We start from the raw sequence: 25,462 nt of genomic DNA, 5'->3' as shown, positions 1-25,462 counted from the left end.
ACTTAAACTCCCTCAGTTTGATTCAATTTACTCTTAAATACTCGCTTATTCGCAGGATTTCAAATCCACATGTAAGAACAATGACGGATATATGGAATGAGTATTAGAAACAAGGCTACATGAAGGCATGCGGGAATAGAGGAGTGAATCATAACTCCATTTATTTCCATATACTGCACGTATACTCCACGCCGTCCCTGGAGGCTTTCCCTCCCATGTCTCAACGGGTCTTTTGCCCTCTCATTCCTTCGTCATGCCTATCCAAGGGGTGGAGGCCGGTATTGCTAAAGGTATGGGTCTGTGCCCTTGTGTTTAAGTATTCCAGTACTCCGTGCTTTCTTTGAGATCCTACGAATAAGCCAACATTCAATAAAGCAACTTTTTCTATTTCATATGTTCAGTTATAAGGTAATTAACTTATGCTGCTAAAGGTACCAAAGGGTGAACTTTTTCTGCACAATAGGGTTCATTACGTCGGGCAATTCCTACTATCATTCTTGCAAATTTACCAATCAGTTTCATAATAGATTTCATTTTTTTCATCTTTTTCACTTTGACATTGTGGGCATGAATTTCTCTGAACTCAGGATTGTTCATCACAAGACACATTGTTGCTAGGTATAAGAATCGCCTTAGACGAGACCTTCCTCTCTTAGAAATGACAATTTGTCCTTTCCATTTACCAGAGCTTGCCTCGACTAAATGTAAACCCGCGTGTCGTAATAGAGAATTGCCATGTGCGAACTGACTTAGATCACCAGTTTCACCTAAAATGCCACCTAACATTACGATTGTTAATCCTTTTATACTAAGTAGTTTTTCTGTAAAAGTAATACTTCCAAGAGCTTCAGATACTTCTTTATCTACTATTTCCAATTGGCTTGTGGCGAGGTCGAATTCTTCAAGTAATTGTTTTAGGTGTAATTTATATGCATCATGTGCTTTATCAGTGCCAACAGAATTCTTAGCTAGTTTAATGAGTGCTTCGGCTTTTTTAATACCAGGTTGACGCTTCATCTCTGTTCTCCACCCTGTAACGATATTTATAGCTTCCATCGAACGTAATTCTTTCGGTGTAGGGAATAAACGGAGAGTAGCGATTGCCCCTTTACATGTAACGTCTTTAAAAACTTGTCTAAGTTCAGGGAAAATAATATCAATCCAACGATGGATTTGGTTCGCAGCACTGACATGTCGTTTAACTATGGCATCTCGGTTAGACATCAATACTCTTAGTTTTTCGAAAGCCTATGTAGTTGGACGAATGAAGGAATAGTATCCATTCTTCACCATATCGGCAATAACCAGAGCGTCTTTTTTGTCACTTTTGGACTGTGTATTATCTCTGTTTTCTTTGTTCTTTTTAACAAGGTGGGGATTAACAGTTACCACATCAATATTTCGGTCGTAAAGCCATTGGGACAGGTTTAACCAATAATGCCCTGTAGGTTCCATACCAACGATTTCAGTATCAAGATCTTTTGAGTTTTTTAATTTGTTAATCCAATCTAGTAACCTTGCAAATCCATCTTCGTTATTTTCAAAAGATAGTGGATCACCGACCACTATACCACGATAGTTTACAGCTCGTGCTACATGTGTTAGTTGGGCAATGTCTACACCAACAACAAGATGTTCATCAGAAATTCTTTCAATTAGTTGATTTTGTTTGTCTTGCATTTTAAACTTCATATAAGAGCTCCTCTTTAGATTTGAGTTTTAGAGTGGTGTCTATACTCTTATCTTACTGAGGGGCTCTATTTTTTTCAAAGTTGATATTAACGCACTACAGGAATGCTATAGGGTACAAGAATTGAAGATCAAGGCTGTCATTGTGGCAGCTTTTTCTTATTCCAGCAACGTAAGCAGGATAGTGAAGAAGAGAAAGTGAAATTAGTCTTTTATGTCGTATTTGACATAAAAAAAACATACGACCACTCAAAAGTGGCCGCGCGATTTCTTCACGTCGTTGCGATCGACAATATAAAGATTTGTGAATTTTTTTAGAAAAATAACTCTTAACAAAAAAACTGCCATCAATATGATAACAGTTAAAATTAGTCCAATGATTGGAGTGCATGTTATTGCTTGCTGCACTAGCAATATATGTTTAAATATTCTCTGTTGAACCAAGATAAAAATCCAATTATGTATAAAAGTTCTATTGAAATATAAAGAACAAATGTCGTATTTCGCAAAAATTGCGAACTAAAAAGCCTTCTTCAAGTAAAGGGGTGCTTTTGTTAAAAATGGGATGGCAGCAGCTATCCCGTTTTCTAATTGTGCTAATGGGGCATGTTAGTTTAATAAAAATTCGTAAGAATTGAAACTTTATTTACTTATGGAACGTATATATGGAAATGGGTGGTAATTCGATAAAAATGGGGGATTAATACAATGAATTTAATTATAATTATTGGTTTGATAATTTCCCTTATGCTTAATATTTATCTTTATTTTCAACTAAAAAGATACCAAGTAAATGACAATGCTTATAAAGCAAAATGGCAAGAAGTAATGGGATTGAGAAATCCATTGAATATTATTCTATGGATTATTTTAATATCAAGCATTCTAATAGGTGTACCAGTGACTTTATCTCTCTACTTCAACTAAACCAGCTAATAGTTTGTCAACATTTTTCAATGAAAAGATTATTAACTCCACGATATACTAAAAATGTTCATGCCAAATAACCTTCCTCTATCTAGTAATTGGAAGGTTTTGTTGTATTTAGTTAGATATAGTTTTTAAGCTATATCTTGGAAAGTAGTTCTGCTTTTTAGTAGGGCAAAAATCCAATGTAAGAGCTTATTAACACATGCTATAACTACTACTCTGAAGGGTTTACCTTCTTCACGTTTCTTATCGTAAAACTCTCTTAGTCTTTTATTGCGTGCGTTGATATCATCTGTCGTTTTTTTTATGGGCATCACGAATACCACTTTGAACAGCCATATACAAGGCATGACGAAGTCTCAAGAACCTCGATTGGTTATTCGATTTACTAATGCGGTAAATTTACCAGAAGAGTAAACGCTTGTATCTACTCCAGCGAATGCAACGAGCTTTTTGGCACCATCGAATCGATCTATTTCACCAATTTCGGAAATAATCATATAGAAAAAGGTCAACCAGAAGATAAAGGATACTCTTTAAAGATCTGGCTAACCTTATATTACGATCGGGTGCAATAGTTTAAGAAGAAGTTTAAAACGGAGCATCATTTAAGAGGGCATATAAAAAAGTTCCTGCAAAATTCAAAATAAGGAAACGATTATTCTAATCAATTTGAACTAACAGTCTTTAAATTTCTTCCAATATCTTCTATAAGGATAGTATACTATTTTTATTAAGTAATTAATATTGATGGGAGTTGCAATAATTTGTTACGAAGGGGAAAAGCAGTTATTATTGGCGGAGGTATTTCTGGAAAATTAGCTGCACGTGTACTGTCTGAATTTTTTCAAGAGGTAATTATTTTAGAACGTGATTCAGAACCACATGGACCTTTTCCAAGAAAAGGTGCACCACAAGGCGAGCATATCCATGCGCTTCTTTTTGCCGGTGCGAATGGTCTAGAAGAGCTGTTTCCTGGTATTACTGAGAAGTTTAACACAAGCGGAGCTGTTAAAATCAATTCCACCCAAGACATTGCATGGTTTCACCATGGAGTTTGGAAACTCCGCTTTGTTGGAGACTACACAACCATTCTTCAAACACGCCCGCATCTAGAATGGCATATTGAACAATACTTTAAAAGTATCCCAAACGTAACCATTCAGTACAGCCAAAACGTTCAAAACTTTATATATATTGAAGAAGAAAATCGAATTACTGGAGTCGAAATAATCAATGGCAGCAACTCCATAAGAACCATAAATGCGGACCTGATTGTAGATGCAAGCGGAGTAAACAGTCTTTCCTCAAGATGGCTAAACAAACGAGAAGTACATATTCCAGAGGAAACGGTTAAAATTAACTTAAGTTATTTTACAAAAACACTTCAACTTCCTGACAACCAAAACAGGGACTGGTCCATTAAACTTGTGTATCCAACCCCTCCCTTTGAAAAAATCGGCGGAGGCATTTCGAAGGTAGAGGGAAATCGTTTTTTAGTCACGTTTATGGGATATCATAACGAAATAAACGAAAAAGAAATACTGAAAAGTGACAACAGCTTTATAGAAATAGCCAAAAAATTGCCAAAACTGGACATCTATCAAGAACTAAAGGATGCCACTGCTTTATCCAGCACTTCTACCTTCCGTGTACCGAATATCACCTGGAGAAGATTTGATAAGGTGAATAAATTTCCAAACGGTCTTTTAATGATTGGGGATTCGATATGCCGAATCGATCCTTTTTTTGGGCAAGGCATGAGTATTGCAATTATAGAAGCGCTAGCATTAAAAAAATTGCTTACGGACCAAAAGCACACAAATCAAAAAATGATTGAAACCTTTCATCAACAGGCTGCGAAAATCATTTCCCCTCTTTGGAATATGGTGATAACAGAAGATTTTCGTTATCCGGATACTATTGGGAAAAAGCCTGCAGGTCTCTCTATTCAGCAATGGTATGCGAAAAACATTTTCCTTTTATCATCTGATAATAAAGATATCTATAACTCTTTTATTAAGGTTATGCACCTTCTTCATCCGACTTCCACCCTGATGCATCCAAGAATTATAAAAAGTGTGTTGAAGCGGACCTTTATAAATAATCGTTAGTATTTTCTCTCTAGTAATATGATTGACAAAGACGATTTTTAGAAAATAAAGCTGCAGGTCGAAATAGTCTATAGAATTTTTTACCAATATTGGTTTTTCCATTAAAATGAGTTGTCAAAGAGATAAATTGTGAAATTTTATACTTAAACGAACGGATGCATTAGTTCAACAAGAAACATAAAAAATAGCCTTTATCAATGATTACTTGGTAATTATTGATAAAGGCCTTAGGCAACTAATTGTCCATATATATATTTAACAAACAGGGTGTTTTTTCTTTTATCAATATAAAATCAAAGTAATACAACATTCGCAAATGCTTCACTATGTTCACGGCGTTCTTTGCGGACCTTTATACGCTGACTTGCTGTATTAAAAAGCATCATTTCTTCATCTGACTCAGGTATGACTTTTGGTACTTCAACAGGCTTGCCTTGCTGATCCAGAGCGACAAATGTTAAAAAGGAAGTGGCAGCAAGTTTCCGCTCACCAGTTCTTAAATCTTCAGCAATGACCTTTACAAAGACCTCCATGGAGGAACGACCGACAGATGATACATATGATTTTAAACTGACAGAATCACTTTGCCTGATCGGGATTAAAAAGTCTACAGAATCTGTCGATGCAGTAACAACCTCACAGCGAGAATGCATTGCTGCAGAAATGGAGGCAACATCGTCAATATAACTCATTAATTTACCCCCGAATAATGTATTGTGATTATTTGTATCCAATGGAAATACTCTGCTTGTTTTAATAACAAGTGAATCTTTGCATTTTTTTTCCGCTCTTTCTGCCATTTGCTATTCTCTCCTATCATATTGCCATCTTTTTTGCCCTTCATTTCATTATTCTTTTTTTATAATGGATCGTCAATGTATCTGTATGATTCTATGACAGTTGTTTTATGTAAACACCCTCTGTTTTTTATTGTGTGCGAAATGCAGAGAACATAATCGGTTATGTTTTTTATTTTTCGTTAATTGCTATTTGAACGGCAAACTGAGCCACAAGCTTGAACAACTGGAGTAGTAGAGGCAGTGCTGGAGTTGTTTTAGGGAAATAGGAAAGGAAATTTAACTGAATCTTTCAAAAAGAAACCATCGTTTGACAAAAAATGATGTAAAAAGACAAGAATCGTATTATAATGAACATAATCGAACAAATAAAAACCATTTTATACCTTTTGTTTTGATTAACAAGATATCTAACCAATTTAGGAGGGATTGTTATGAAGGTGAAAAAAGGTGAAACACATTGGATTATTCCAGATGGATATATTCCGCCGCTAAGTTCAGGGGAACTAACAAGCCATGAATCAATCTGTATTTTAAATTGTAATGAAGAAGCTGCACATTTACTTATTACCATTTATTTTGAAGACCGTGATCCGATTGAAAAAATTTCTGTTACGGTACTAGGAAAGCGAAGCAACCATTTACGCACTTCCTCATTAGAACGAAAGGGAGAGTCGATTCCTACAGGTATTCCATATTCTATTGAAGTTGAGAGTGATTTACCAATTTTTGTTCAATATAGTCGATTAGATTCTACACAACCAGGATTGGCACTTATGTCGACAATGGGGTATCCTATTAAATAAGCAAATTCTTTTTATTTGACTTAGATACTTATAGGATCTCACATATTTAAATGAAAGCGCTTGCCCCTTGTGTTTATAAATTAAGAGATAGATTGGATGATAGGAAGTGGAAATGTGGCATGCAGCTTTTCACTTCCTATTAAAATAATTTGCTGTAGCGATTTGGTGTTTTAAATATCGATGCATAGTAAGGAGTTTAAAAAATGCTATGAAGAAGTTTATTTTGCTTATTTCAAATCGTTATAGAAACTTAAAAATTAAGGATAAGCTGATGGTTTTTATATCGATTATCATGGCTGTTTGTTTATTATTTATCGTAGTTGGTTTTCAATATGCATTCAATAGCTATGATGAACAAATTTATCGAAAATCCACGCAAGTCCTCAGTATGTCATCCAGCCGAATTGAAGATGAATTGAAAAGTATAGAAGATGTGACCTTTGAGATTATGAATGATAATGTGATTCAAAATGCCTTGCTTCGAGCGAAGGGTCAAGTGACAAAGTATGAACAATACCAAATTGAAAGAGAAATGTGGGAAAAGCTTACGAATTATGTAGGTTCTGAGAAATATATACAATCTATCCATCTTTTTGATTTAAATGGAATGGAATATCGGGCGGGAAGTGCACCTTCATCGATTTTATATGAACATAAGCTTGAAATCATGACGAAGGCTAAAGAGGGGAATGGCAGCAATAGGTGGGTTACGTTAGATGATTCAAAAGAATCGATCTTTTCAACGAGATTATTAAAATCTTATCGGAACTTAAGTCTAGAGAAATTAGGGACGTTAATCATTGAAGTGAAATTAGATGAAATTGTAAACGGGCTCCCTAAACAATGGGATGGTCAGGAAGGCTTTATTATGATTTCACGTGGGGAGAACATCTTTTTTTCAGAAAAACCTTTTGCTCAAGTTGGGCAGCTCAATTTTACTGAGAGCAGCAAGCAAGGATATAACATTCAAGAAATTGATGGGAAAAACTATTTTGTCACCTATTCAAAATCTCCATATGCAAATTGGACGTATTGGAATGTGATTCCTTTCGGGTCCATGTTTGCAAAGGTAACAGCAATCAAGTTTTTTGTGCTCTTTTTTTTCCTTTTTCTTTTTATGGTTGCCGTATACCTTGTGATTAAATTTTCAAAACGAATTACTAATCCGATTGAAAACTTAGTGTCTGCGATGAATCATGTGCAGGAAGGGGACTTTAAAGTAGCGGATTCGTTTAAACCCTCACAAGATCAGGATGAGGTCGGAATCCTTCATCGGAATTTTTTCCATATGATCGAACGAATTAATAATCTAATAAATGAAAATTATGAAAAACAGCTCTTAATTAAAGATACTGAATTTAAGGCATTGCAATCTCAAATTAACCCGCATTTTCTTTACAATACGTTAGAATCCATAAATTGGTTGGCTAAGATTAATAAGCAGCAGCAAATTTCCAAAATGGTTGAATCGCTTGGATATTTATTACGGAATGCGATTAGTTTAAAAGAAAATGTCATTACAGTTAATGAGGAAATCGAAATGGTCAAGCATTATGTGACCATTCAAACATTCCGGTTTGAGGAACGCTTGGATTTTCATTTGTTCATACAAGATGATATAAAGGAATGTGCAATACCGAAGTTAATTGTACAACCCCTGGTGGAAAACGCCATTCAATATGGATTGGAAATGATGATTGAACCCTGTAAGATCCAAGTATCTGCCTATCAAGAGGGTGATCTGCTTCATGTTGTTGTAGAGGATAATGGTCCTGGAATGGATGAACAGCAGCTTGAAAACGTTCGAAAAGGGAAGATTGCCACGAAGGGGAATGGGATTGGTCTTGAGAATATCGATTCACGAATCAAATTTGTCTTTGGAGCGAGCTATGGATTACAGATTGAAAGTAAAGTAAATAAAGGAACGAAGGTTCTCATTGTCATTCCAAGTAAAAAGAGGTGGGACTATGTATAAAGTATTGCTAGTGGATGATGAGAGGATTATTTTAGAGGGAATTTCCAATATTATCGACTGGGAAAGCATTGGAACCGAATTAATTGGTACAGCTAGAAATGGACTTGAAGCATATGATAAAATTATGAGTCTCCTCCCTGATATAGTGATATGTGATATTAAGATGCCAGGGCTAAATGGTTTGGAACTAGTCAAAAGAATTTCGAAAGAGAAGCCTGAAACAAAATTTATTATTCTTTCTGGTTTTAGCGAATTTGATTATGCGAAACAAGCAATGGAATACGGTGTAAAGCATTATCTTTTAAAGCCATGTAATGAAAACAGTATTGTTGAGGCTCTATGTAATATAATAGAAGAATTAAAGACAGAAGAAAAGAAAGAACGTTTCTTAATTGATATCAAAACTCGTTTTGAACAAATTCAGCCCTATGTAAAAAAGCAATTATTAAAAGAATTTATTACAAGTAAAATTGATGGGAATAGAGGCATCAAATTTTATGAAGACCTTTTTCAAATTAATTTTGATGAAGAAAAAATCAGATTAATCCTCTTTCATCTTGAAGGTGACTTTCATTATGAACATATGTTTGTCATCGAAAATCTAGGTGAAGACCTCTTTGCCCCGTCCATCTTATCAACGAATATTGGGGAACATGTTTTATTCTTAGTCCATGAAGAAAACTTTGCAAGCTTGCAAACAAGAATTGAACAGTTAAGAGATCTATTTTATGAAATCTATCAAATGGATATGACCGTTGCTGTAAGTGAAAAGGATTCCATTACCCAAGCGAGGAGATTGTATTTAGATGCACTTGAATGCTTGAACCATCGTTTTTATTTAGGGGAAGGAAGTATTATTTCAAAAAATGATATTCACCAAGAAAAACAGCCCTACCATTTTGACTACGATGGGCAAAATCTTTGTCTATTAATTAAGTCAGGGAATTGGGAAAAAGTCCAAGAAGAGATTTCTAGTTTTTTTACCATATTAACAGAACGAAAGTCCTCTACCAGCTTAACGCGGTCATATGTCATGAAACTATTTTTAATCATGATCCAAAATACCGATTCGAAGGATATTGAGGTATATATGGAAAAAATGTCTTCTCTCATGGACATGGACACCATTCAGCAAATGAAGGAATTTTTTGAGAGAACGGCACAAGAGATTACTCAGGATCATTATGAACGGCATAAATCAAATCATTCAGCCGTTATTAATAAAATGATTGAACTTGTTCATGAGTACCTGGGAAATACAGAGTTATCTTTAAAATGGGTGGCCAATAAAGTATATATGAATGCCGATTATTTAGGAAAACTATTTAAGCAGGAAACCGGTGAGAAGTTCTCTAGTTATGTTACCCAAATACGAATTAATAAAGCCATTGAGCAAATCGAGCAAATGGACGATGTGAAAGTATTTACCATTGCAGAAATGATTGGCTATGGCGATAACCCTCAATATTTCAGTCAAGTTTTTAAAAAGTATACAGGTTATTCTCCTTCTGAATATAAGAAAGTATTTTAATACGAAACTCATTGTCTTCTATATAGATAATGAGTTTTTTTTTGAGCTTCAAGGCACTTCTGCATTTGTAATAGTTCTTAAGGCATATTCCATTTACACTGTTTTTTAAACATAGATATCTGTTTTTTAAATTCAAATAGGTAAAAAAACTCGATAAAATGGGACTTGTAAGCGGTAACAAGGAAAGAAAATAAGGGGGATTATAAATGAAGAAGTTCTTGTTTTTACTACTTTCAATTTTAATGATTTTTTCGTTAGCAGCATGTAGTGGAAGCAGCACCTCTAGTGGATCAGGCTCAGATTCAGAGGGCGGCGGAGATAATGAAAAGGTTACATTGCGTATTGCTTGGTGGGGCTCACAGCCAAGACATGATTACACATTAGAAATTATTAAAAAGTATGAAGAGCAAAATCCAAATGTAAAAATTCAAGCTGAATATGCGAGCTGGGATGATTATTGGAAAAAGCTTGCACCGCAAGCTTCAGCAGGACAGCTTCCAGACATTATTCAAATGGACCTTTCCTATTTCACGCAATATGCGGATAATGGACAATTAGCTGACTTAACACCGTTTGTTGGCAAGGAAATCGATACAACGAATTACACTGAAAATTATATTGACGGCGGAAAAATCGGAGATAAATTATATGGATTTAATGCAGGTGTAAACGTTGTGGGATTCCATTATGACCCGGAAGCTCTGAAGAAAATTGGAGTCGAGTCTTTAGATGAAAATTGGACTTGGGATGATTATAAAGAAATCGCTCAAAAGGCAAAAGCTGCTGGACTTTTTATGGATACAGGTATGAAGGCAGATGTATTCTTTAACTATTACTTAAGAACACAAGGCAAAACGCTTTATAGCGAAGATGGATCAAAACTAGGATATGAAGATGATCAATTATTTGTTGATTTCTTTGAAATGACTTCTAGCTTAGTGAAAGACAAGGCAGTACCAACTCCAGACTATTTAGCACAATTAAAAGGAATTGAAGATGATCCTGTAGTGAAGCAGGATGCCATTGGAATCTGGCAATGGTCTAACCAGTTTGTTGGTTTACAGCAGGTTGCAAAACGCCCGTTAGAAATTCAGAACATGCCGGGACCTGGTATGAAAGAAGGATTATATTTAAAACCTAGTATGTTATGGTCTGTTTCTAAAAACTCAGAACATCAAAAAGAAGCGGCTAAATTTATCAACTACTTAGTGAACGATATTGAAGCAAATAAACTTACTTTAGGTGACCGTGGCGTTCCTGGTTCATCTGTTGTAAAAGAAGAACTAAAACCTGTTCTTTCTCCAGAACAAGTACAAGTATTTGATAGTGTTGCATGGGCTGAACAAAATAGCTCAGCTTTCGATGGTCCAGATCCAGCTGGAGCAGGCGAAGTAATCGAACTTCTTGACAGTTTATCTGAGCAAATGAATTATGGACAACTTAAAGTTAAAGATGCTGCAAAACAATTTAGACAACAGGCAGAAAGTATCTTGTCTCAAAATAAATAATAGATCCTCAAATGGGGCTTTCTCAAAAGGGTCTGACCCCTCCAACAAACACGAATATATGGAGATTCACGCTGCATTTGGTCCTATATATTGTGAATGGAGGGTTCGACCCTTTCGTTTTAGTCAGATTCATCAAAGTAGACATGATCGTTGAGGTTCCTAAAGAAAGGAATGATGCAGATGAACACTCGTGCTTTAGGTAATAACTTAAAAGGCTACTTATTTATAAGTCCCTTTATTATTGGATTTTTAGCGTTTACTTTCATCCCGATTGTCACATCACTCTATTTATCCTTTACACAATACAATTTGTTTGCTACTCCGCAATGGATTGGATTAGAAAATTATAAAAAGATGTTTACAGGAGATGCAAGATATTGGCAATCTTTAAAAGTCACGCTCATTTACGTATTCGCTGGTGTCCCGTTAAGACTGGGATTTGCCTTATTAGTTGCTCTTTTATTAAACTCTGCTTCAAGAGCTGTTGGCTTGTATAGATCCTTGTTTTATTTGCCTTCGTTAATAGGCGGAAGTGTTGCAGTTGCGATTATGTGGCGAAATATCTTTGGTGACGAAGGGATAGTAAATCTCCTGCTTGCGTTTTTAGGAGTTCCAAGCGTTCGGTGGTTCGGAGATCCAACTGCTGCTTTATGGATGCTTATCTTTTTATCAGTATGGCAATTCGGGTCTTCTATGTTAATCTTTTTAGCTGGTTTAAAAAGTATTCCTGCTACTTATTATGAGGCAGCAAGTGTTGATGGAGCGAATTTCTTCCAAAAATTCTCGAAGATTACACTGCCAATGCTAAGCCCGGTTATCTTATTTAATACCATTATGCAAACAATTGGTGCCTTTATGACGTTTGTTCCGGCATTCATTATCTCAAAAGGTACTGGCGGACCATTAGACGGAACACTTCTTTATTCACTATATCTATTCATTCAAGGCTTTGAGTTCTTCAATATGGGTTATGCCTCAGCTATGGCATGGATCATGTTAATTATTGTAGGTATCTTAACTGCCATTATTTTCTTTACATCGAAGTTCTGGGTTCATTACGAATCTGAAGGGGGGAAATAACAGATGAACATAAATGCGAGTCCAAAAAGTGTGCCCAAAACGGAAAGAATAACTGCACCAAAGGTCAAACCTGTTAAATGGTGGGTTTATCATATATTGGTTGGCGGCTTTGCATTATTAATGCTTTATCCCGTTATTTGGCTCTTAATGAGTTCCTTTAAACCAAGTGAAACCATCTTTGTGACGGCAAAGTCTCTCATTCCAGATCCATTTATTTTAGATAACTTTGCACAAGGCTGGCAAGGTATTGGAGGAAATTCTTTCGGTGTTTTCATAAAAAACACAGTGGTCTTAGTTATCTTTACCATGATCGGTCAAGTGATTTCTTCAGCATTTATCGCTTTCGGCTTTGCACGTTTGAATTTCTTTGGAAAAGGTTTTTGGTTTGCTATTATGATGGTAACCTTAATGCTGCCTTATGAGGTAGTTATGATTCCTCAATATATTATTTTTTCAAAGCTAGGTTGGCTTGATTCAATTAAACCGATCGTGATTCCAGCTTACTTTGGACATCCGTTCTTTATTTTTCTATTAGTTCAATTTATTCGTACAATCCCAAGAGAATTGGATGAAGCAGCGACAATTGATGGATGCAGTACATTTAAAATCTTTTACAAGATTATCTTACCTTTAATCAGACCTGCTTTAGCAACAGCATCAATCTTTTCTTTCTATTGGACATGGGACAATTTACTTGGACCAGTACTTTACTTGAACAGCCCTGATAAGTATACGGTCTCAATGGCATTAAATATGTTCTTAAGTAATGAAACTGTATCAAACTGGGGAGCTATGTTTGCGATGTCAATTGTTACCTTAATTCCTGTATTTGTTATCTTCTTCTTATTCCAACGTCATGTTGTTGAAGGAATAAGTACCAGCGGCTTAAAAGGATAAAAATGAGAGAAGGGTGTAAATAAGGTCATACCTTCTATTTAACACCCTGGAATTTTATTTATCAGAATCAATCAAGATTAAAAAGAATGAGGAGGGAGTATGAATGGAAACAACAGGATTTATGGGTGGAGTTAACAACATTCTGGAATGGATTTCAAGATTAGCTTGGCTGAATCTACTGTGGATATCCTTTTCACTTCTTGGTTTAGTTGCTTTTGGCTTCTTCCCTGCAACAGCAGCCATGTTTGCCGTCGTCAGAAAATGGGCAGTAGGTGAGATGGAGATTTCGATCTATAAAACATTCTTAAGCTCCTATAAAAAAGAATTTGGTAAAAGCAATCTCCTTGGTCTTGTTCTTATGATGATAACTGCCATTTTGGCGATCGATTTTGTTTACTTATATCAAGCATCATCTGGTATTCAGAATGTGTTAATTGTTCCATTTATGATCGTATCTCTGATCTTTGTCTGTATGTTATTTTATATTTTTCCGATGTATGTTCATTTTGATATGAAAGTATTACAAGTTCTTAAAAATTCGTTTTTTGTTATGATTATGAATCCGCTCCAGACATTGCTCATGCTTGTCGGTACGGGTGGATTACTGTTTTTATTATCCTATGCTCCCCCTTTGCTGATCATTTGCAGCGGCAATATTTTGGCTCTGGCCATTACGAAACCTGCATTCAATGCCTTTCATAAAGTAAATCGGAAGCTTCAGATAATGATGCAGAAATAAACACTTGGCGTTGCATTCTTTTTAGTACTTGATCGATAAGATGTATTTTTGGCGAAAGAGGTAAACTTCTTTCGCTTCTTTTTGTCATTTCAGAAATGATAAAATTCTTAAACTGAGGATAAGCGTATGACATCCAGTTCAGCAGCACATGACATGCAAGTGCAGCAAGAAGATGAGGACTTCGCGAGGGGTGCTGCAAGCGCCTAGCCCTCTATGGTCCAGCCATTCATGAATTAGGTACATTACACCATCTATTCATGTGCGACTTAATTGACTAGGTAAACAAGATTCGTGCACGTTCGTTTCTTCACTTCCATTTAAACCTTGACTCAAGAAAGAAGTAGACCCCAATATTGTTAACGATTACAATGTTACTAGGCTATTATTGTTAAAAATACTCTGATTTTTTAACAATGAACTCTGCTTTTTTTATTAAATATTACTCAATGAACGATTACACTATATATGTAAGCACTTACATATAAAATAAGGGGATGTGATAGTTATGATGATACGTATTACCCTCATTTTAATGTTCATGCTTACCCTCTCAGCTTGTGATCAAAATAATCGTGATACAAGTGAAGTCAGTGGAGGCGGGGAAGATAACATTACGATCAGAGTGGCATGGTGGGGGGCTTCTCAATCTCGACATGAATATACAACAAAGATCATTGAAATGTATGAAAAGCAAAATCCGAACGTGAATATTGAACCAGAGTTTGGAAACTGGGATGATTATTGGAAAAGGCTGGCACCAATGGCTGCTGCTAATGAACTTCCCGATGTCATCCAAATGGATATGGCGTTTTTGCGGGAATATGGTGAAAAAGGTTTGCTGGAAGATTTATCACCCTATATTGAAAACGAAACGATAGATGTATCTTCAATACCTGAACATGTCTATCAAAGCGGGATGGTTGATGATAAACTATTTGGCTTTATTCTTGGTGTAAATGTCCTATCGGTCATTACAAATGATGAGCTTTTAGAAAAAGCTGGTGTAAGTATTGAAGAAAATTGGACATGGGAAGATATGGAGCAAATTGCGCTAAAAATTAAACAAAATGCCAATGTATATGGGTCAAATGGAATGGACCCGCCTGATGTCTTTTTTCCTTATTATTTAAGAACGAAGGGTGAGGCATTTTATAAAGAGGACGGAACAGGTCTGGCTTATACAGATGATCAATTATTTATTGATTATTTTGAACAGCAGGTCAGGCTAATTGAAAAACAGGCATTTCCTACTCCTGATGAGGGAGCTGCAGCAAGAGGAGTTGAGGAAGACTTTATTGTCAAAGGAACATCTGCTATTACTTGGAACTATTCAAACCAATATGCAGGATTTGATCAATTTACCGATGCACCTTTGACCCTCCATTTGCCGCCGGAGCATCTTGAAAATCAGTCATTATTTTTAAAACCGAGCATGTTGTTTTCTATTCCGAAAAGCTCAAAGCAGAAAGAAGAAGCAGCAAAATTTATTAATTTTTTCGTGAATAATATCGAAGCTAATAAGTTAATAAAAGGAGAACGAGGGGTACCTGTTTCAACGAAAGTTTCAGACGCGATAAAACCAGAGCTATCCAGTGGCGAAATGAAAATTGTGGAATATGTGGAAGAAGCTTCAAAACGAACAAATGAATTTTACCCGCCAGATCCAATAGGCAGTGCGCAAGTAATGGAGCTGTTAAAAAATATTTCGGATCAAATCCTTTTTCAGAAAATAACCCCTGAAGAAGGTGCGAAAAAGTTTAGATCACAGGCTGAAGCTATTTTAAAAGACAACTAGCAATGATTGCAAATCGAAACTGGAGGAAGAGACATGCCAAAACTTCAATATGATGAAGCAGAAATTCGTCAGTTAATTGATAATGTAGTAAAGAGAACGTTTGAGATGGATTTTAATTGGGATTGGCCAGGCGGAGTGGCCTTTTATGGAGTTGCGGAAGCTTATGAAGCAACAGAACAAAAAGAATACATGGATCTATTAAAATCGTGGGTAGATGAATGGCTGGAAGATGGACTGCCAAAGCTATCGATTAATGGTGTTTCAATCGGACACGCATTAATCACCCTTTACCAAGTAACAGAAGATGAAAAATATTTGAATGTTATTAAAGACATGGCAGATTATTTACAAAATGATGCCCCACGATTTGCTGATGGTATTTTTCAGCATACGGTTAACTCTGTTAAGGATGTTTTCCCGGAACAAGCATGGGTTGATACCATGATGATGGCAGGCTTATTTTTAGTTCGTGTTGGCAGGCTGCTAAATCGTGAAGATTATTTTGAAGATGGTCTCAAGCAGTACCATGGCCATGAAGAATTTCTTCAAGATCCATTGACAAATCTCTATTATCATGGCTGGGACCATATCGCGCAAAATCACATGTCTTCTATTTATTGGGCCAGAGGAAACGGATGGGCAGCTTTAACCATGGCAAAGGCTTTAGATTTAGTAGAAGTGCAGCATCCTTCCTATATGGTCATTGATTGTTCCTTAAGGGATCAATTAAGCGCACTTGTTCGCCTTCAGGACGAGTCCGGTTTATGGCATACAATTGTTAATGATCCATCATCATATCTTGAGAGTTCTGGATCAGCAGCGATCGCGGCTGCTCTAGTAACGAGAGGGAATCTCTATAATAAATATATCCAAAAATCAATTGATGGGATTCAAAAAGTGATAGAAGAGGATGGAAAAGTTTCAATGGTTTCCGCAGGTACTGCTGTGATGAGGGATGCAGAGGGTTATAAAAATGTCCCTTACAAACGAATTCAAGGGTGGGGACAAGGGTTGGCACTTGCTTTCTTATCAGGGATTTTAAAGGCGAATAAACACGTCTATAATTAATAGATTAATAGTTATAAAACAAGATAAATCAGAGGTGATCATCACGTGGTTGATCGTAAGCAAGCTATCTATTTAGCCGGTGATTCAACTGTTGCCAATTGTCCGGAACATGAAGCGCCTATGGCTGGTTGGGGACAAGTCTTTCAATCTTTTTTTACCGAAAATGTGGTTGTTTACAATGAAGCAAAGGGCGGAAGAAGTTCAAATAGTTTTATTGAAGAAGGAAGGCTGAAATCGATTCTAGAACGTATTCAGCCAAACAATTATCTCTTTATTCAATTTGGGCACAATGATCAAAAATCGTATGGTACCGAGCCATTTACAACCTATCAAACTTATTTGTCTCAATATATAACGGGGGCACGCGAAAAAGAAGCCCATCCGATCCTGTTAACATCTGTACACCGGAGAAAATTTAATCAAAATGGGCAGATTGAAAATACGTTGGGTGACTATCCACAAGCAATGATCCAATTGGCTGAAAGGATGGGTGTACCGTACATTGATTTATGGTCAAAGACAAAGCTTTTATATGAAGCTTTGGGGGAAGAAGGTTCAAGGAGCCTATTTACGATGTTTCCTCCAAATGTCCACCCAAATTACCTTGAGGGAATTGAGGACAATACCCATTTCTGTGAAAATGGCGCATTTGAAGTGGCTAAGCTCGTAATCGAGGGCATGAAAGAGCTGGGGCTACCAATTGCAGGTTATATAAAGTGAGACTTCCGTCAGTGGTGGGCTTTCCACTGGCGGTTAGCGAAACTTATAGGAACAATACGGTCAGTTATCCCCACCTAACTTCTTAGGTTAGCTAAAATCTTAGTAGGGATTTACTGCCCGTTAAGATGGGATAAAGTGAGACTTCCGTCAGTGGTGGGCTTTCCATTGGCGGTTAGCGAAACTTATCGGAACAATACGGTCAGTTATCCCTTAGTTATCTACTTATCCTAGCTAGAATCTTAGAGGGGATTTACTGCCCGTTAAGAGGGGGAAAGGGGTAACTGCCTTTTCTTCGTTTTTTCTTGAACAATTATTCTACTACTTAACAGGGGAGTTATTATGGATAAAAAATTATATCATGGTGCGGCATATTATCCGGAATTATGGGATAGTGAAACCATTGCAGAAGATATCAAGCTTATGAAGGAAGCTGGAATCAATGTGGTTAGGATGGGAGAATTCGCTTGGTCAACATTAGAAAAAGAAGAAGGTCAAATTGATGTTAGCTTTTTTGTTGATGTGATTCATCAATTAAGTGACCATGGAATTGAGACGGTTATGTGTACGCCAACTCCGACTCCGCCAATTTGGCATACCCACAATCATCCTGAACGAATGTATGTTGATGATCAAGGCCGAGTGATGGGACATGGTTCGCGTCAGCATGTTTGTACAAATCATCCATATTTTCGTGAGAGGGCAGCCATCATTACTGAGGAGATCGCAAAGGCAGTCGGGAATCTTCCAAGTGTGATTGGCTGGCAAATCGATAATGAATTTAAATGCCATGTAAGTGAATGTATGTGTCAAACATGTAAATCGCAATGGCATCAATGGCTTGAGGAGCGGTACGGATCGATTGATCAATTAAATGAAGCATGGGGAACGCATATTTGGAGTCAATATTATCATCGCTTTGATCAAGTACCACAGCCTGGCCCGGCACCATTTCTTCATAATTCATCCTTAAAAACGATGTATCAACTATTCTCTTTTGAAAAAATTGCGGAATTTTCTGATGAGCAGGCTGACATTATCCGAAAGTATTCTAAGGCCCCGATTACTCATAATAGCGGAACTTTTTTCCATGTAAATAATGAACGGCTTTTTAAGAACTTGGATTTTGCTTCTTTTGATACGTATGCTGAACAAAAGAATGCCCACGCTTATTTATTTAACTGTGACTTATGGAGAAATTTTAAGCCAGGCAGAGATTTTTGGATTATGGAGACAAGTACATCCTATAGCGCCTCACTCGAAAGCTATGCGGCCCCGCATCCAAATGGTTATTTAAAGGCTGAAGCTGTTGCTGCATATGCATTAGGTGCTGAAGCATTTTGTTATTGGCTCTGGAGGCAGCAGCGGACAGGCTGTGAGCAGCCCCATGGGTCTGTGATCAGTGCATGGGGAAAACCAACCGTTGGCTTTGAAAATGTAAAGGAAGTAGAAAAAGCTAGAAAAGAGTTAGAGCCATTCATTTTATCAACTGCCCCTCTTCAAGCTGAGGTGGCTGTTACTTATTCGGATATTGCCAAGGCTTTTATTAAAACAGAACCACATAAAGGGCTGGATTACCGATCACTTCTCATTGATTTTTATGAAAAAATTCTCTCAAGCGGCATCCATCGAGATCTCATTCCAGAACAAGCAAAACTAGATGGTTATAAATTGTTGTTTACTCCGTTTGTCCACTATCTGTCAAAAGATTATATCACTCAGGCTAAAGAGTTTGTTGAAGCTGGCGGGATCTGGATTGTCGGCCCGCTGACTGGAGGAAGAACGGAGCATCATACCATCCATACAAATGCCGGACTAGGGGAGCTGGATCAGCTGGCAGGAGCGGAAACCTTATTTACGTATCCAATGGATGGAACGGATTCGATTGGTGAGTTTATGGAAGTAAGTGCACCATTAGGTTTATGGAGTACTGTGTTTCAACCTACAGCCGGAAAAGCAGTTGGGACTATTACAGAAGGAATTTCTGCAGGAAAAGCCTTTATGACGGAAAATCAATTAGGAAAAGGTAAAATTGTTATGCTGGGCTCATTGCCAATGGGCGATTCAGGTGATGTCTTACTTAAAACATGTTTACATCATTATGCAAAAGAAGCGAATGTTTCCTTAAAAACGGATGTTTCGAAAGGAACCATTGTTGCACCAAGACAAGGTAACGATTTTGTTGTTTGGATCATTGTCAATATGGATGGAAAAGGCGGAACAGTTACGCTCCCATCTTCAGGTATAGATCTATTAACAGGTGAGCATGCAGAGAAAGGAAAAGTTGAAATTGCCCCTTACGAGTATAAAGTGATCCAATTTTAACTGCTCTGTAGCGTTTAGGAAAGAAAAAAGACAAAACTCTTTATTAGCGTTTTGTCAGGCTGTCGAGAAAGATCCGGCAGCTTTTTTCATATCTTACCTCTGCTCTGGTGTAATAAAAAATAAAAATACATGAAAACCCCCCTATTTCCAAATTTACATTTTGAAAATAGGGGGTTTTCAATAAGCAGTTAGCATATTCTTTAAGTGAGTTTTGTCTTCTTAATTATTTGCATTCAGTGTATGGATAACGGAGCGGATTGCTTGTAAGGTTTGTCCCTTAAATGAGTCAGACACCGATTCGCCAATCGGATTTTCATAGTAAAGAACATCTTTTTCTGGATTAAGGCCAAATCCAAGACTTTGTAAGGCGGTTATTAAGTCGTGCGGTAACTCTGTTGAACCGGTTTGGTTTAAGAAATAACCGGTAGCATATACCTTGACATCAATATCACCTTTACCTGTGTATACGACAAATAAATCTGATTCGGTTTTAACAAGCCATTGATTTTTTGAATAAAGGGAAATTCCTGCGTTCTCTAATGAAGAGATACCTGGAAGATTAATTCCATAGATTAGATTAATGATTCGAATGATATCCTCGTATGTATGATTTTGAAAGGTTTGAAGAAAGAGATCCATTACTTCTGCTTTTTTTAATGACATGATTGTTTGATTCCAATCATCATGTTTGCTGGATTTGTTTTTTAAGGCCGTTCTCATTCCTTGCATTATCTCTTCTGGATAGCTTGAGCGTTTTGCACCTCCACCTTCGTCAGAGATTTTATCTAGATTTATTCCGAAAACGTTGAAAACAGCTTCTCTGCATACTGGCCCGGTAATGGGAATATTACCGTATTTAAAGTAATGTTTTAAAACATCAATTTTTGACATCCTTTTAATAATATGATCATATTTTGTAGAAATAGGTGAGCCGCTAAACCCTTTTCTTAATATACTCATAATAACCAGTGGGTATTTAGGGGTTCCAAAAGTAGGAGGGATATTTTTCTTGTACTTAACAACAATTGCTGCAAACGTTAATAGAACAAGTGCGATAGAAGCCCAAAAAGACAGGTTAAATAGGGAGTTTTTGCTGTTTTTCATTTGTTTCCCACCTTTTCTCATTATTAGATCAAAAGTCATTGGTTAGTCATTAATAGTTTAATAAATTAATGATAATTTTACCATAAAAAGATGGGAAAAGATTCAACAGCTAAATTTCGACAAAAGGAATAGATTGCAATTTTTACACATTTACTAGCTTGAATTTGCTCAATACTAGACCTATAATGAAAATAGATGTTCACGTGTGCAATACATACTCTCTAGTTTCTGTTTAATAGGTTCAACTGGTTTCGCTTGAAATGTTCACGTGTGCAATATTGTAAAGGGGTTGAATGAATTGAAAACATTTATGGGAGAAAATTTTTTATTAACAAACGAAGTTGCTTCAACGTTATATCACCAATACGCTAAGGACATGCCAATTATTGATTATCATTGCCACCTAAGCCCGCAGGAAATCTATGAAAATAAAAAATTTAAAAATATAACGGAAGCTTGGTTGTATGGTGATCATTATAAATGGAGAGCAATGAGAGCAAATGGAATTGAAGAAGATTATATCACAGGAAATGCAAGCGATTACGATAAATTTTTAGCTTGGGCAAAAACCATTCCAATGGCAATTGGAAATCCGCTTTATAATTGGACACATCTTGAGCTTCAGCGTTACTTCGGCGTTTATGACCTTTTAAATGAAAAAAATGCACCAATGATTTGGGAAAAAGTAAATGAACAACTAAACAGTGAAGACTTTACTGTAAGAGAATTGATTAAAAAATCGAAAGTTGAAGTTATTTGTACGACAGATGACCCTGTCGATACATTGGAATATCACCAAAAACTAAGGGATTCTGATGATTTTCAAGTTAAGGTTTTACCTTCCTTTAGGCCTGATAAAGGGTTGGAAATTAACCGTGATCAATTTGTATCATGGGTTGAAAAATTAGCAGTGGTTTCCAACCAATCAATTGAAAATTACGATCATTTTTTAACGGCCCTCGAATCTAGAATTGACTTTTTCCATGAACTTGGAGGAAGAGTTTCTGACCATGCCATTGATACGATGATGTTCACTGAGGCAAAGAAGGAAGAAGTTGATTCCATCTTTAGAAAAGCTTTAGCTGGTGAAAAGGTAACAACTGAAGAGGAAATGAAATACAAATCATATACATTAGTATTCTTAGGGAAAAAATATGCTAGTTTAGGCTGGGCGATGCAGCTGCATATTAATGCCCTTCGAAATAATAATACGAGAATGCTTGCTGAGCTTGGGCCTGATACAGGTTATGACGGCATGAATGATGATCTGGTTGCTAAGCCTTTATGTCGTTTGCTTGATGCACTAGAGAGTGAAAAGGCGCTGCCAAAAACAATTCTTTATTCATTAAATCCAAAAGACAATCCTGTATTAGCAAGTTTAATCGGCAGCTTCCAGGGCGGCGGATTAAGAGGAAAAATGCAATTTGGAACAGCTTGGTGGTTTAATGATCAGAAGGATGGCATGCTTGATCAAATGAAAACGTTAGCAAACATTGGTTTATTTAGCCAGTTCATTGGAATGCTGACTGATTCAAGAAGCTTCCTTTCTTATACAAGACATGAATATTTTAGACGGCTAGTTTGTAATTTAGTCGGAGAATGGGTTGAAAATGGTGAAGTTCCTTATGATCCAGACATGCTGGGGGAAATCATACAAGGGATTTCTTACTTCAATGCGAAGGAATACTTTCAGTTTTCAAGTGTATTGGAATTAGAAAAAGAGCTATGATATTCTAGCGTAAACGTAATGGAAAGTAGGTTTTCCGGGTGGGAGTTACAATTAAGGATATTGCAAAACTAGCAAATGTTTCACATACAACGGTATCCAGAGCACTAAATAATAGTCCATTAATAAAAGAAAAAACAAAGAGAAAAATAATTGAAATCGCCAACCAGCTTAATTATTCACCGGATGTGCATGCAAGAAGCCTTGTTTTGCAGAGGTCTTATACGATCGGGTTGTTTTTAACTAGTCTGACAGAAGGAACAACGTCAAGCTTTCTAGCTGAAACAATCAGAGGTGTTCATACGGTGATTGATGAAAACTATAATTTATTTATTAGAGGAATCCAGGATTTTGAACATTTTTCTGCGATCACCCGGAAACGGTTTGATGGCATTATCTTAATGAGTCAAAGTGACATAGATAATTCATTTATTTATCATGTATTGGAACAAAAAATTCCTCTAGTTGTTTTAAATCGCCAAGTTGATGACCCATCGATTGTTAATATTTTATCAAACGATAGGGAAGGGGCATATGAGGCAGTTCGCTTTTTTATCATGAATGGCCATCGAAAAATAGCGATTATTGAAGGTACACCAAAATTCCGCTCTTCACTTGAAAGAAAAGAGGGCTATTTAAATGCCTTAATTGATCATCAGCTGCCGATTTTTCAGGAGTATATGGTAAAAGGTAATTATGACATGGTAAGCGGTTATGAATCTATGAAAAAGCTGTTATGTATAGAAAACCCTCCAACAGCGGTTTTTTGTTCAAATGATGATATGGCAATCGGGGCAATGAAGGCCATTAATGAAGCAGACCTTACAGTCCCAACAGACATTTCGATCATTGGCTTCGATGATATTGGTATTTCAGAATATACAACACCTGCACTTACAACAGTAAAGAGACCAATCGAAAAGATAAGTATGGTTGGCGCAAAAAAATTATTACATTTAATGGACAGAGCAGAAGAAACGGCTGAACCAATATTCTTAACAACCCAGCTGGTAAATCGGCAATCAGTGGCAGTACGTAAGGAAGGATAAAGATAAGGCTTTATGAATGGCTCCTCCAAAAGAGGAGCCGGGCTTTCTATCCCGTTCATAACGAGCGGTACGGCTCCGCCTGGTTGGTGTCTGTTTTTTATGACTAAAGATGTTAACGTGTGCATAGATAAGGAGGAATTTCGGTTGAAGCATTTAACAAAAGATATGTTGAGTCATATACCTGAATACCCGGAAAAAGTGCTGCAATTTGGCACAGGTAATTTTCTGAGAGCATTTACTGACTGGCAAATTCATGAGATGAATAAGAAGAATTTATTCAATGGCGGTGTAGTTGTTGTTCAATCGACTGCAAATGGAGCTGTTAACACAATCAACAAGCAGGATGGACTTTATACTTTGTATTTACAAGGGATTAAGGATCATCAGCCCGTTAGTGAACATGAAGTCATCAGCAGTATAAGCAGAGGGATTAATATTATTACCGAGTATGATGACTATTTAGCGATGGCCAAAAATCCTGAGCTGCGGTTTATTATTTCAAATACAACGGAAGCTGGAATTACGTTTAACAACGAGGATCTTCTCCATGATCGTCCGCAAAAAAGCTTCCCTGGCAAATTAACAGCCTTTTTGTATGAACGGTTTCAAGTTTTTCATGGTGATCTTTCAAAGGGATTTATCATTTTACCATGCGAATTAATTGAGGAAAACGGAAAAGAATTAAAGCGGATTATATTGCAATATGCAGATACATGGAACTTAGAACCGGCATTTAGCAAATGGGTTGAAGAAGCAAATACGTTTTGCAATACATTGGTTGACCGAATTGTACCGGGTTTTCCAAAGGATACAATACAGGAAAAAACAAATGAGCTGGGTTATAATGATCAACTTGTTGTTGTTGGAGAACAGTTTCATTTGTTTGTCATAGAAGGACCTGAGTTTATTAAAGAGGAGTTTCCCGCAGAAAAAGCAGGACTCAATGTTCATGTGGTAGATGATTTAAGCTCATTCAGATTGAAAAAGGTGAAAATCTTAAATGGCGCACATACTGCAATGACACCTGTGGCTTTTTTAGCAGGTTTGCAAACAGTTAGTGAAGCGGTAACAAATGATGTAACGAAAGAGTTTATTGAATCTGTCATTTATCAGGAGATTTTACCGACTTTACCTTTTGCAAAAGACGAGCTAAACGAGTTTGCAGAAGATGTTTTGAATCGTTTTAAAAATCCATTTATCCATCATTATTTATTAAGTATCTCGTTAAATTCCATTTCAAAGTTTAAAGCAAGACTTCTTCCGACATTGCACGATTATATTCAGCAGTTTGGAACACTGCCAAAAGGGATTGTTTTTTCATTAAGTGCAATGATTTATTTCTATAGAGGAAAACGAGGGGAGGAAGACATCAAACTTGTTGATGACCAAGAGGCTTTAGATTTACTCCAGAGATTGTGGAACAATTATCATGGAGATGAAAACGAGATTGAAGCAATTGTGAAAACCATTCTTTCAGCAGAAGAGCTTTGGGGTGAAAATCTAAACGATTTGCCAAAGCTAACTGAAACAGTGACACAACATATTCAGACAATCGATAAACTTGGGATGGCGAAAGCAATAACAAAAACTCCAACACTTAAAGGGTGAATAC

The 25,462-nt window shown here is 36.6% G+C and carries 18 protein-coding genes and 2 pseudogenes; 16 read left to right on the top strand and 4 right to left on the bottom strand.

The window, feature by feature from the left end:
* Positions 1–417: 417 nt before the first annotated feature.
* Positions 418–1,692 (bottom strand): annotated as a pseudogene (locus WQ54_RS12465) (IS110 family transposase).
* Between the two features lie 705 nt (positions 1,693–2,397).
* Here WQ54_RS12465 and WQ54_RS12460 point away from each other — a divergent pair.
* Complete coding sequence (locus WQ54_RS12460) at positions 2,398–2,616, top strand: hypothetical protein (RefSeq protein WP_046517010.1); 219 nt, start codon at positions 2,398–2,400, stop codon at positions 2,614–2,616.
* Positions 2,617–2,750: 134 nt separating this feature from the next.
* On the opposite strand, the pseudogene WQ54_RS12455 reads toward WQ54_RS12460, so the two are convergent.
* Positions 2,751–3,116: pseudogene (locus tag WQ54_RS12455) on the bottom strand (transposase); the annotation flags it as partial.
* Positions 3,117–3,386: 270 nt separating this feature from the next.
* Here WQ54_RS12455 and WQ54_RS12450 point away from each other — a divergent pair.
* On the top strand, positions 3,387–4,733 hold the full coding sequence (locus tag WQ54_RS12450; protein WP_046517008.1) for an NAD(P)/FAD-dependent oxidoreductase: 1,347 nt from the start codon (positions 3,387–3,389) through the stop codon (positions 4,731–4,733).
* Positions 4,734–5,026: 293 nt separating this feature from the next.
* On the opposite strand, the gene WQ54_RS12445 is transcribed toward WQ54_RS12450, so the two are convergent.
* Positions 5,027–5,533 carry an acyl-CoA thioesterase gene (locus tag WQ54_RS12445; RefSeq protein WP_046517006.1) on the bottom strand — a complete coding sequence of 169 codons (507 nt, stop codon included), beginning with the start codon at positions 5,531–5,533 and terminating at the stop codon, positions 5,027–5,029.
* A gap of 431 nt (positions 5,534–5,964) precedes the next feature.
* On the opposite strand from WQ54_RS12445, the gene WQ54_RS12440 reads away from it, so the two are divergent.
* From WQ54_RS12440 to WQ54_RS12390, 11 genes are all read left to right on the top strand, one after another.
* A complete protein-coding gene (locus WQ54_RS12440) occupies positions 5,965–6,336 on the top strand; it encodes a sensory rhodopsin transducer (RefSeq protein WP_046517004.1) in 372 nt (123 codons plus the stop codon).
* Between the two features lie 208 nt (positions 6,337–6,544).
* Positions 6,545–8,311, top strand: a complete 1,767-nt coding sequence (locus tag WQ54_RS12435; RefSeq protein ID WP_046517002.1) for a sensor histidine kinase — start codon at positions 6,545–6,547, stop codon at positions 8,309–8,311.
* Complete coding sequence (locus WQ54_RS35270) at positions 8,304–9,842, top strand: response regulator transcription factor (protein ID WP_046516999.1); 1,539 nt, start codon at positions 8,304–8,306, stop codon at positions 9,840–9,842. Before WQ54_RS12435 ends, WQ54_RS35270 begins: the two co-directional genes overlap by 8 nt.
* 206 nt (positions 9,843–10,048) lie before the next feature.
* Complete coding sequence (locus WQ54_RS12425; protein ID WP_046516997.1) at positions 10,049–11,350, top strand: ABC transporter substrate-binding protein; 1,302 nt, start codon at positions 10,049–10,051, stop codon at positions 11,348–11,350.
* Positions 11,351–11,524: 174 nt separating this feature from the next.
* Positions 11,525–12,430, top strand: a complete 906-nt coding sequence (locus tag WQ54_RS12420; protein ID WP_046516995.1) for a carbohydrate ABC transporter permease — start codon at positions 11,525–11,527, stop codon at positions 12,428–12,430.
* A gap of 3 nt (positions 12,431–12,433) precedes the next feature.
* Entirely contained in the window at positions 12,434–13,327 is an 894-nt protein-coding gene (locus WQ54_RS12415; RefSeq protein WP_084822014.1) for a carbohydrate ABC transporter permease, read from the top strand.
* A 103-nt stretch (positions 13,328–13,430) separates the two neighbouring features.
* On the top strand, positions 13,431–14,066 hold the full coding sequence (locus WQ54_RS12410; RefSeq protein ID WP_046516993.1) for a YesL family protein: 636 nt from the start codon (positions 13,431–13,433) through the stop codon (positions 14,064–14,066).
* A 505-nt stretch (positions 14,067–14,571) separates the two neighbouring features.
* Positions 14,572–15,861, top strand: a complete 1,290-nt coding sequence (locus tag WQ54_RS12405; RefSeq protein WP_156177909.1) for an ABC transporter substrate-binding protein — start codon at positions 14,572–14,574, stop codon at positions 15,859–15,861.
* Between the two features lie 33 nt (positions 15,862–15,894).
* Positions 15,895–16,929, top strand: coding sequence for a glycoside hydrolase family 88 protein (locus WQ54_RS12400; RefSeq protein WP_046516991.1), 1,035 nt, complete (start codon positions 15,895–15,897; stop codon positions 16,927–16,929).
* A 45-nt stretch (positions 16,930–16,974) separates the two neighbouring features.
* Positions 16,975–17,649, top strand: a complete 675-nt coding sequence (locus tag WQ54_RS12395; protein WP_046516988.1) for a rhamnogalacturonan acetylesterase — start codon at positions 16,975–16,977, stop codon at positions 17,647–17,649.
* 339 nt (positions 17,650–17,988) lie between these two features.
* Positions 17,989–19,971: a beta-galactosidase gene (locus tag WQ54_RS12390; RefSeq protein WP_046516986.1), complete on the top strand. Its 1,983-nt coding sequence runs from the start codon at positions 17,989–17,991 to the stop codon at positions 19,969–19,971.
* Between the two features lie 219 nt (positions 19,972–20,190).
* On the opposite strand, the gene WQ54_RS31905 is transcribed toward WQ54_RS12390, so the two are convergent.
* Positions 20,191–21,075 (bottom strand): hypothetical protein, encoded by an 885-nt coding sequence (locus WQ54_RS31905; protein WP_052737767.1) that lies wholly within the window; start codon positions 21,073–21,075, stop codon positions 20,191–20,193.
* 298 nt (positions 21,076–21,373) lie between these two features.
* Here WQ54_RS31905 and uxaC point away from each other — a divergent pair, with 298 nt between their 5' ends.
* From uxaC to WQ54_RS12370, 3 genes are all read left to right on the top strand, one after another.
* Positions 21,374–22,804, top strand: coding sequence for a glucuronate isomerase (gene uxaC / locus WQ54_RS12380; RefSeq protein WP_046516984.1), 1,431 nt, complete (start codon positions 21,374–21,376; stop codon positions 22,802–22,804).
* A gap of 38 nt (positions 22,805–22,842) precedes the next feature.
* Positions 22,843–23,850, top strand: a complete 1,008-nt coding sequence (locus WQ54_RS12375; RefSeq protein ID WP_046516982.1) for a LacI family DNA-binding transcriptional regulator — start codon at positions 22,843–22,845, stop codon at positions 23,848–23,850.
* A gap of 144 nt (positions 23,851–23,994) precedes the next feature.
* Positions 23,995–25,458 (top strand): tagaturonate reductase, encoded by a 1,464-nt coding sequence (locus tag WQ54_RS12370; RefSeq protein ID WP_231597519.1) that lies wholly within the window; start codon positions 23,995–23,997, stop codon positions 25,456–25,458.
* Positions 25,459–25,462 lie beyond the last annotated feature (4 nt).

The organism is Bacillus sp. SA1-12 (assembly GCF_000981385.1).
Classification (GTDB): Bacteria; Bacillota; Bacilli; order Bacillales; family Bacillaceae; genus Metabacillus.
The sequence above is the reverse complement of the archived record's forward strand: the minus strand, read 5'-3'. Positions and strand labels throughout refer to the sequence as shown.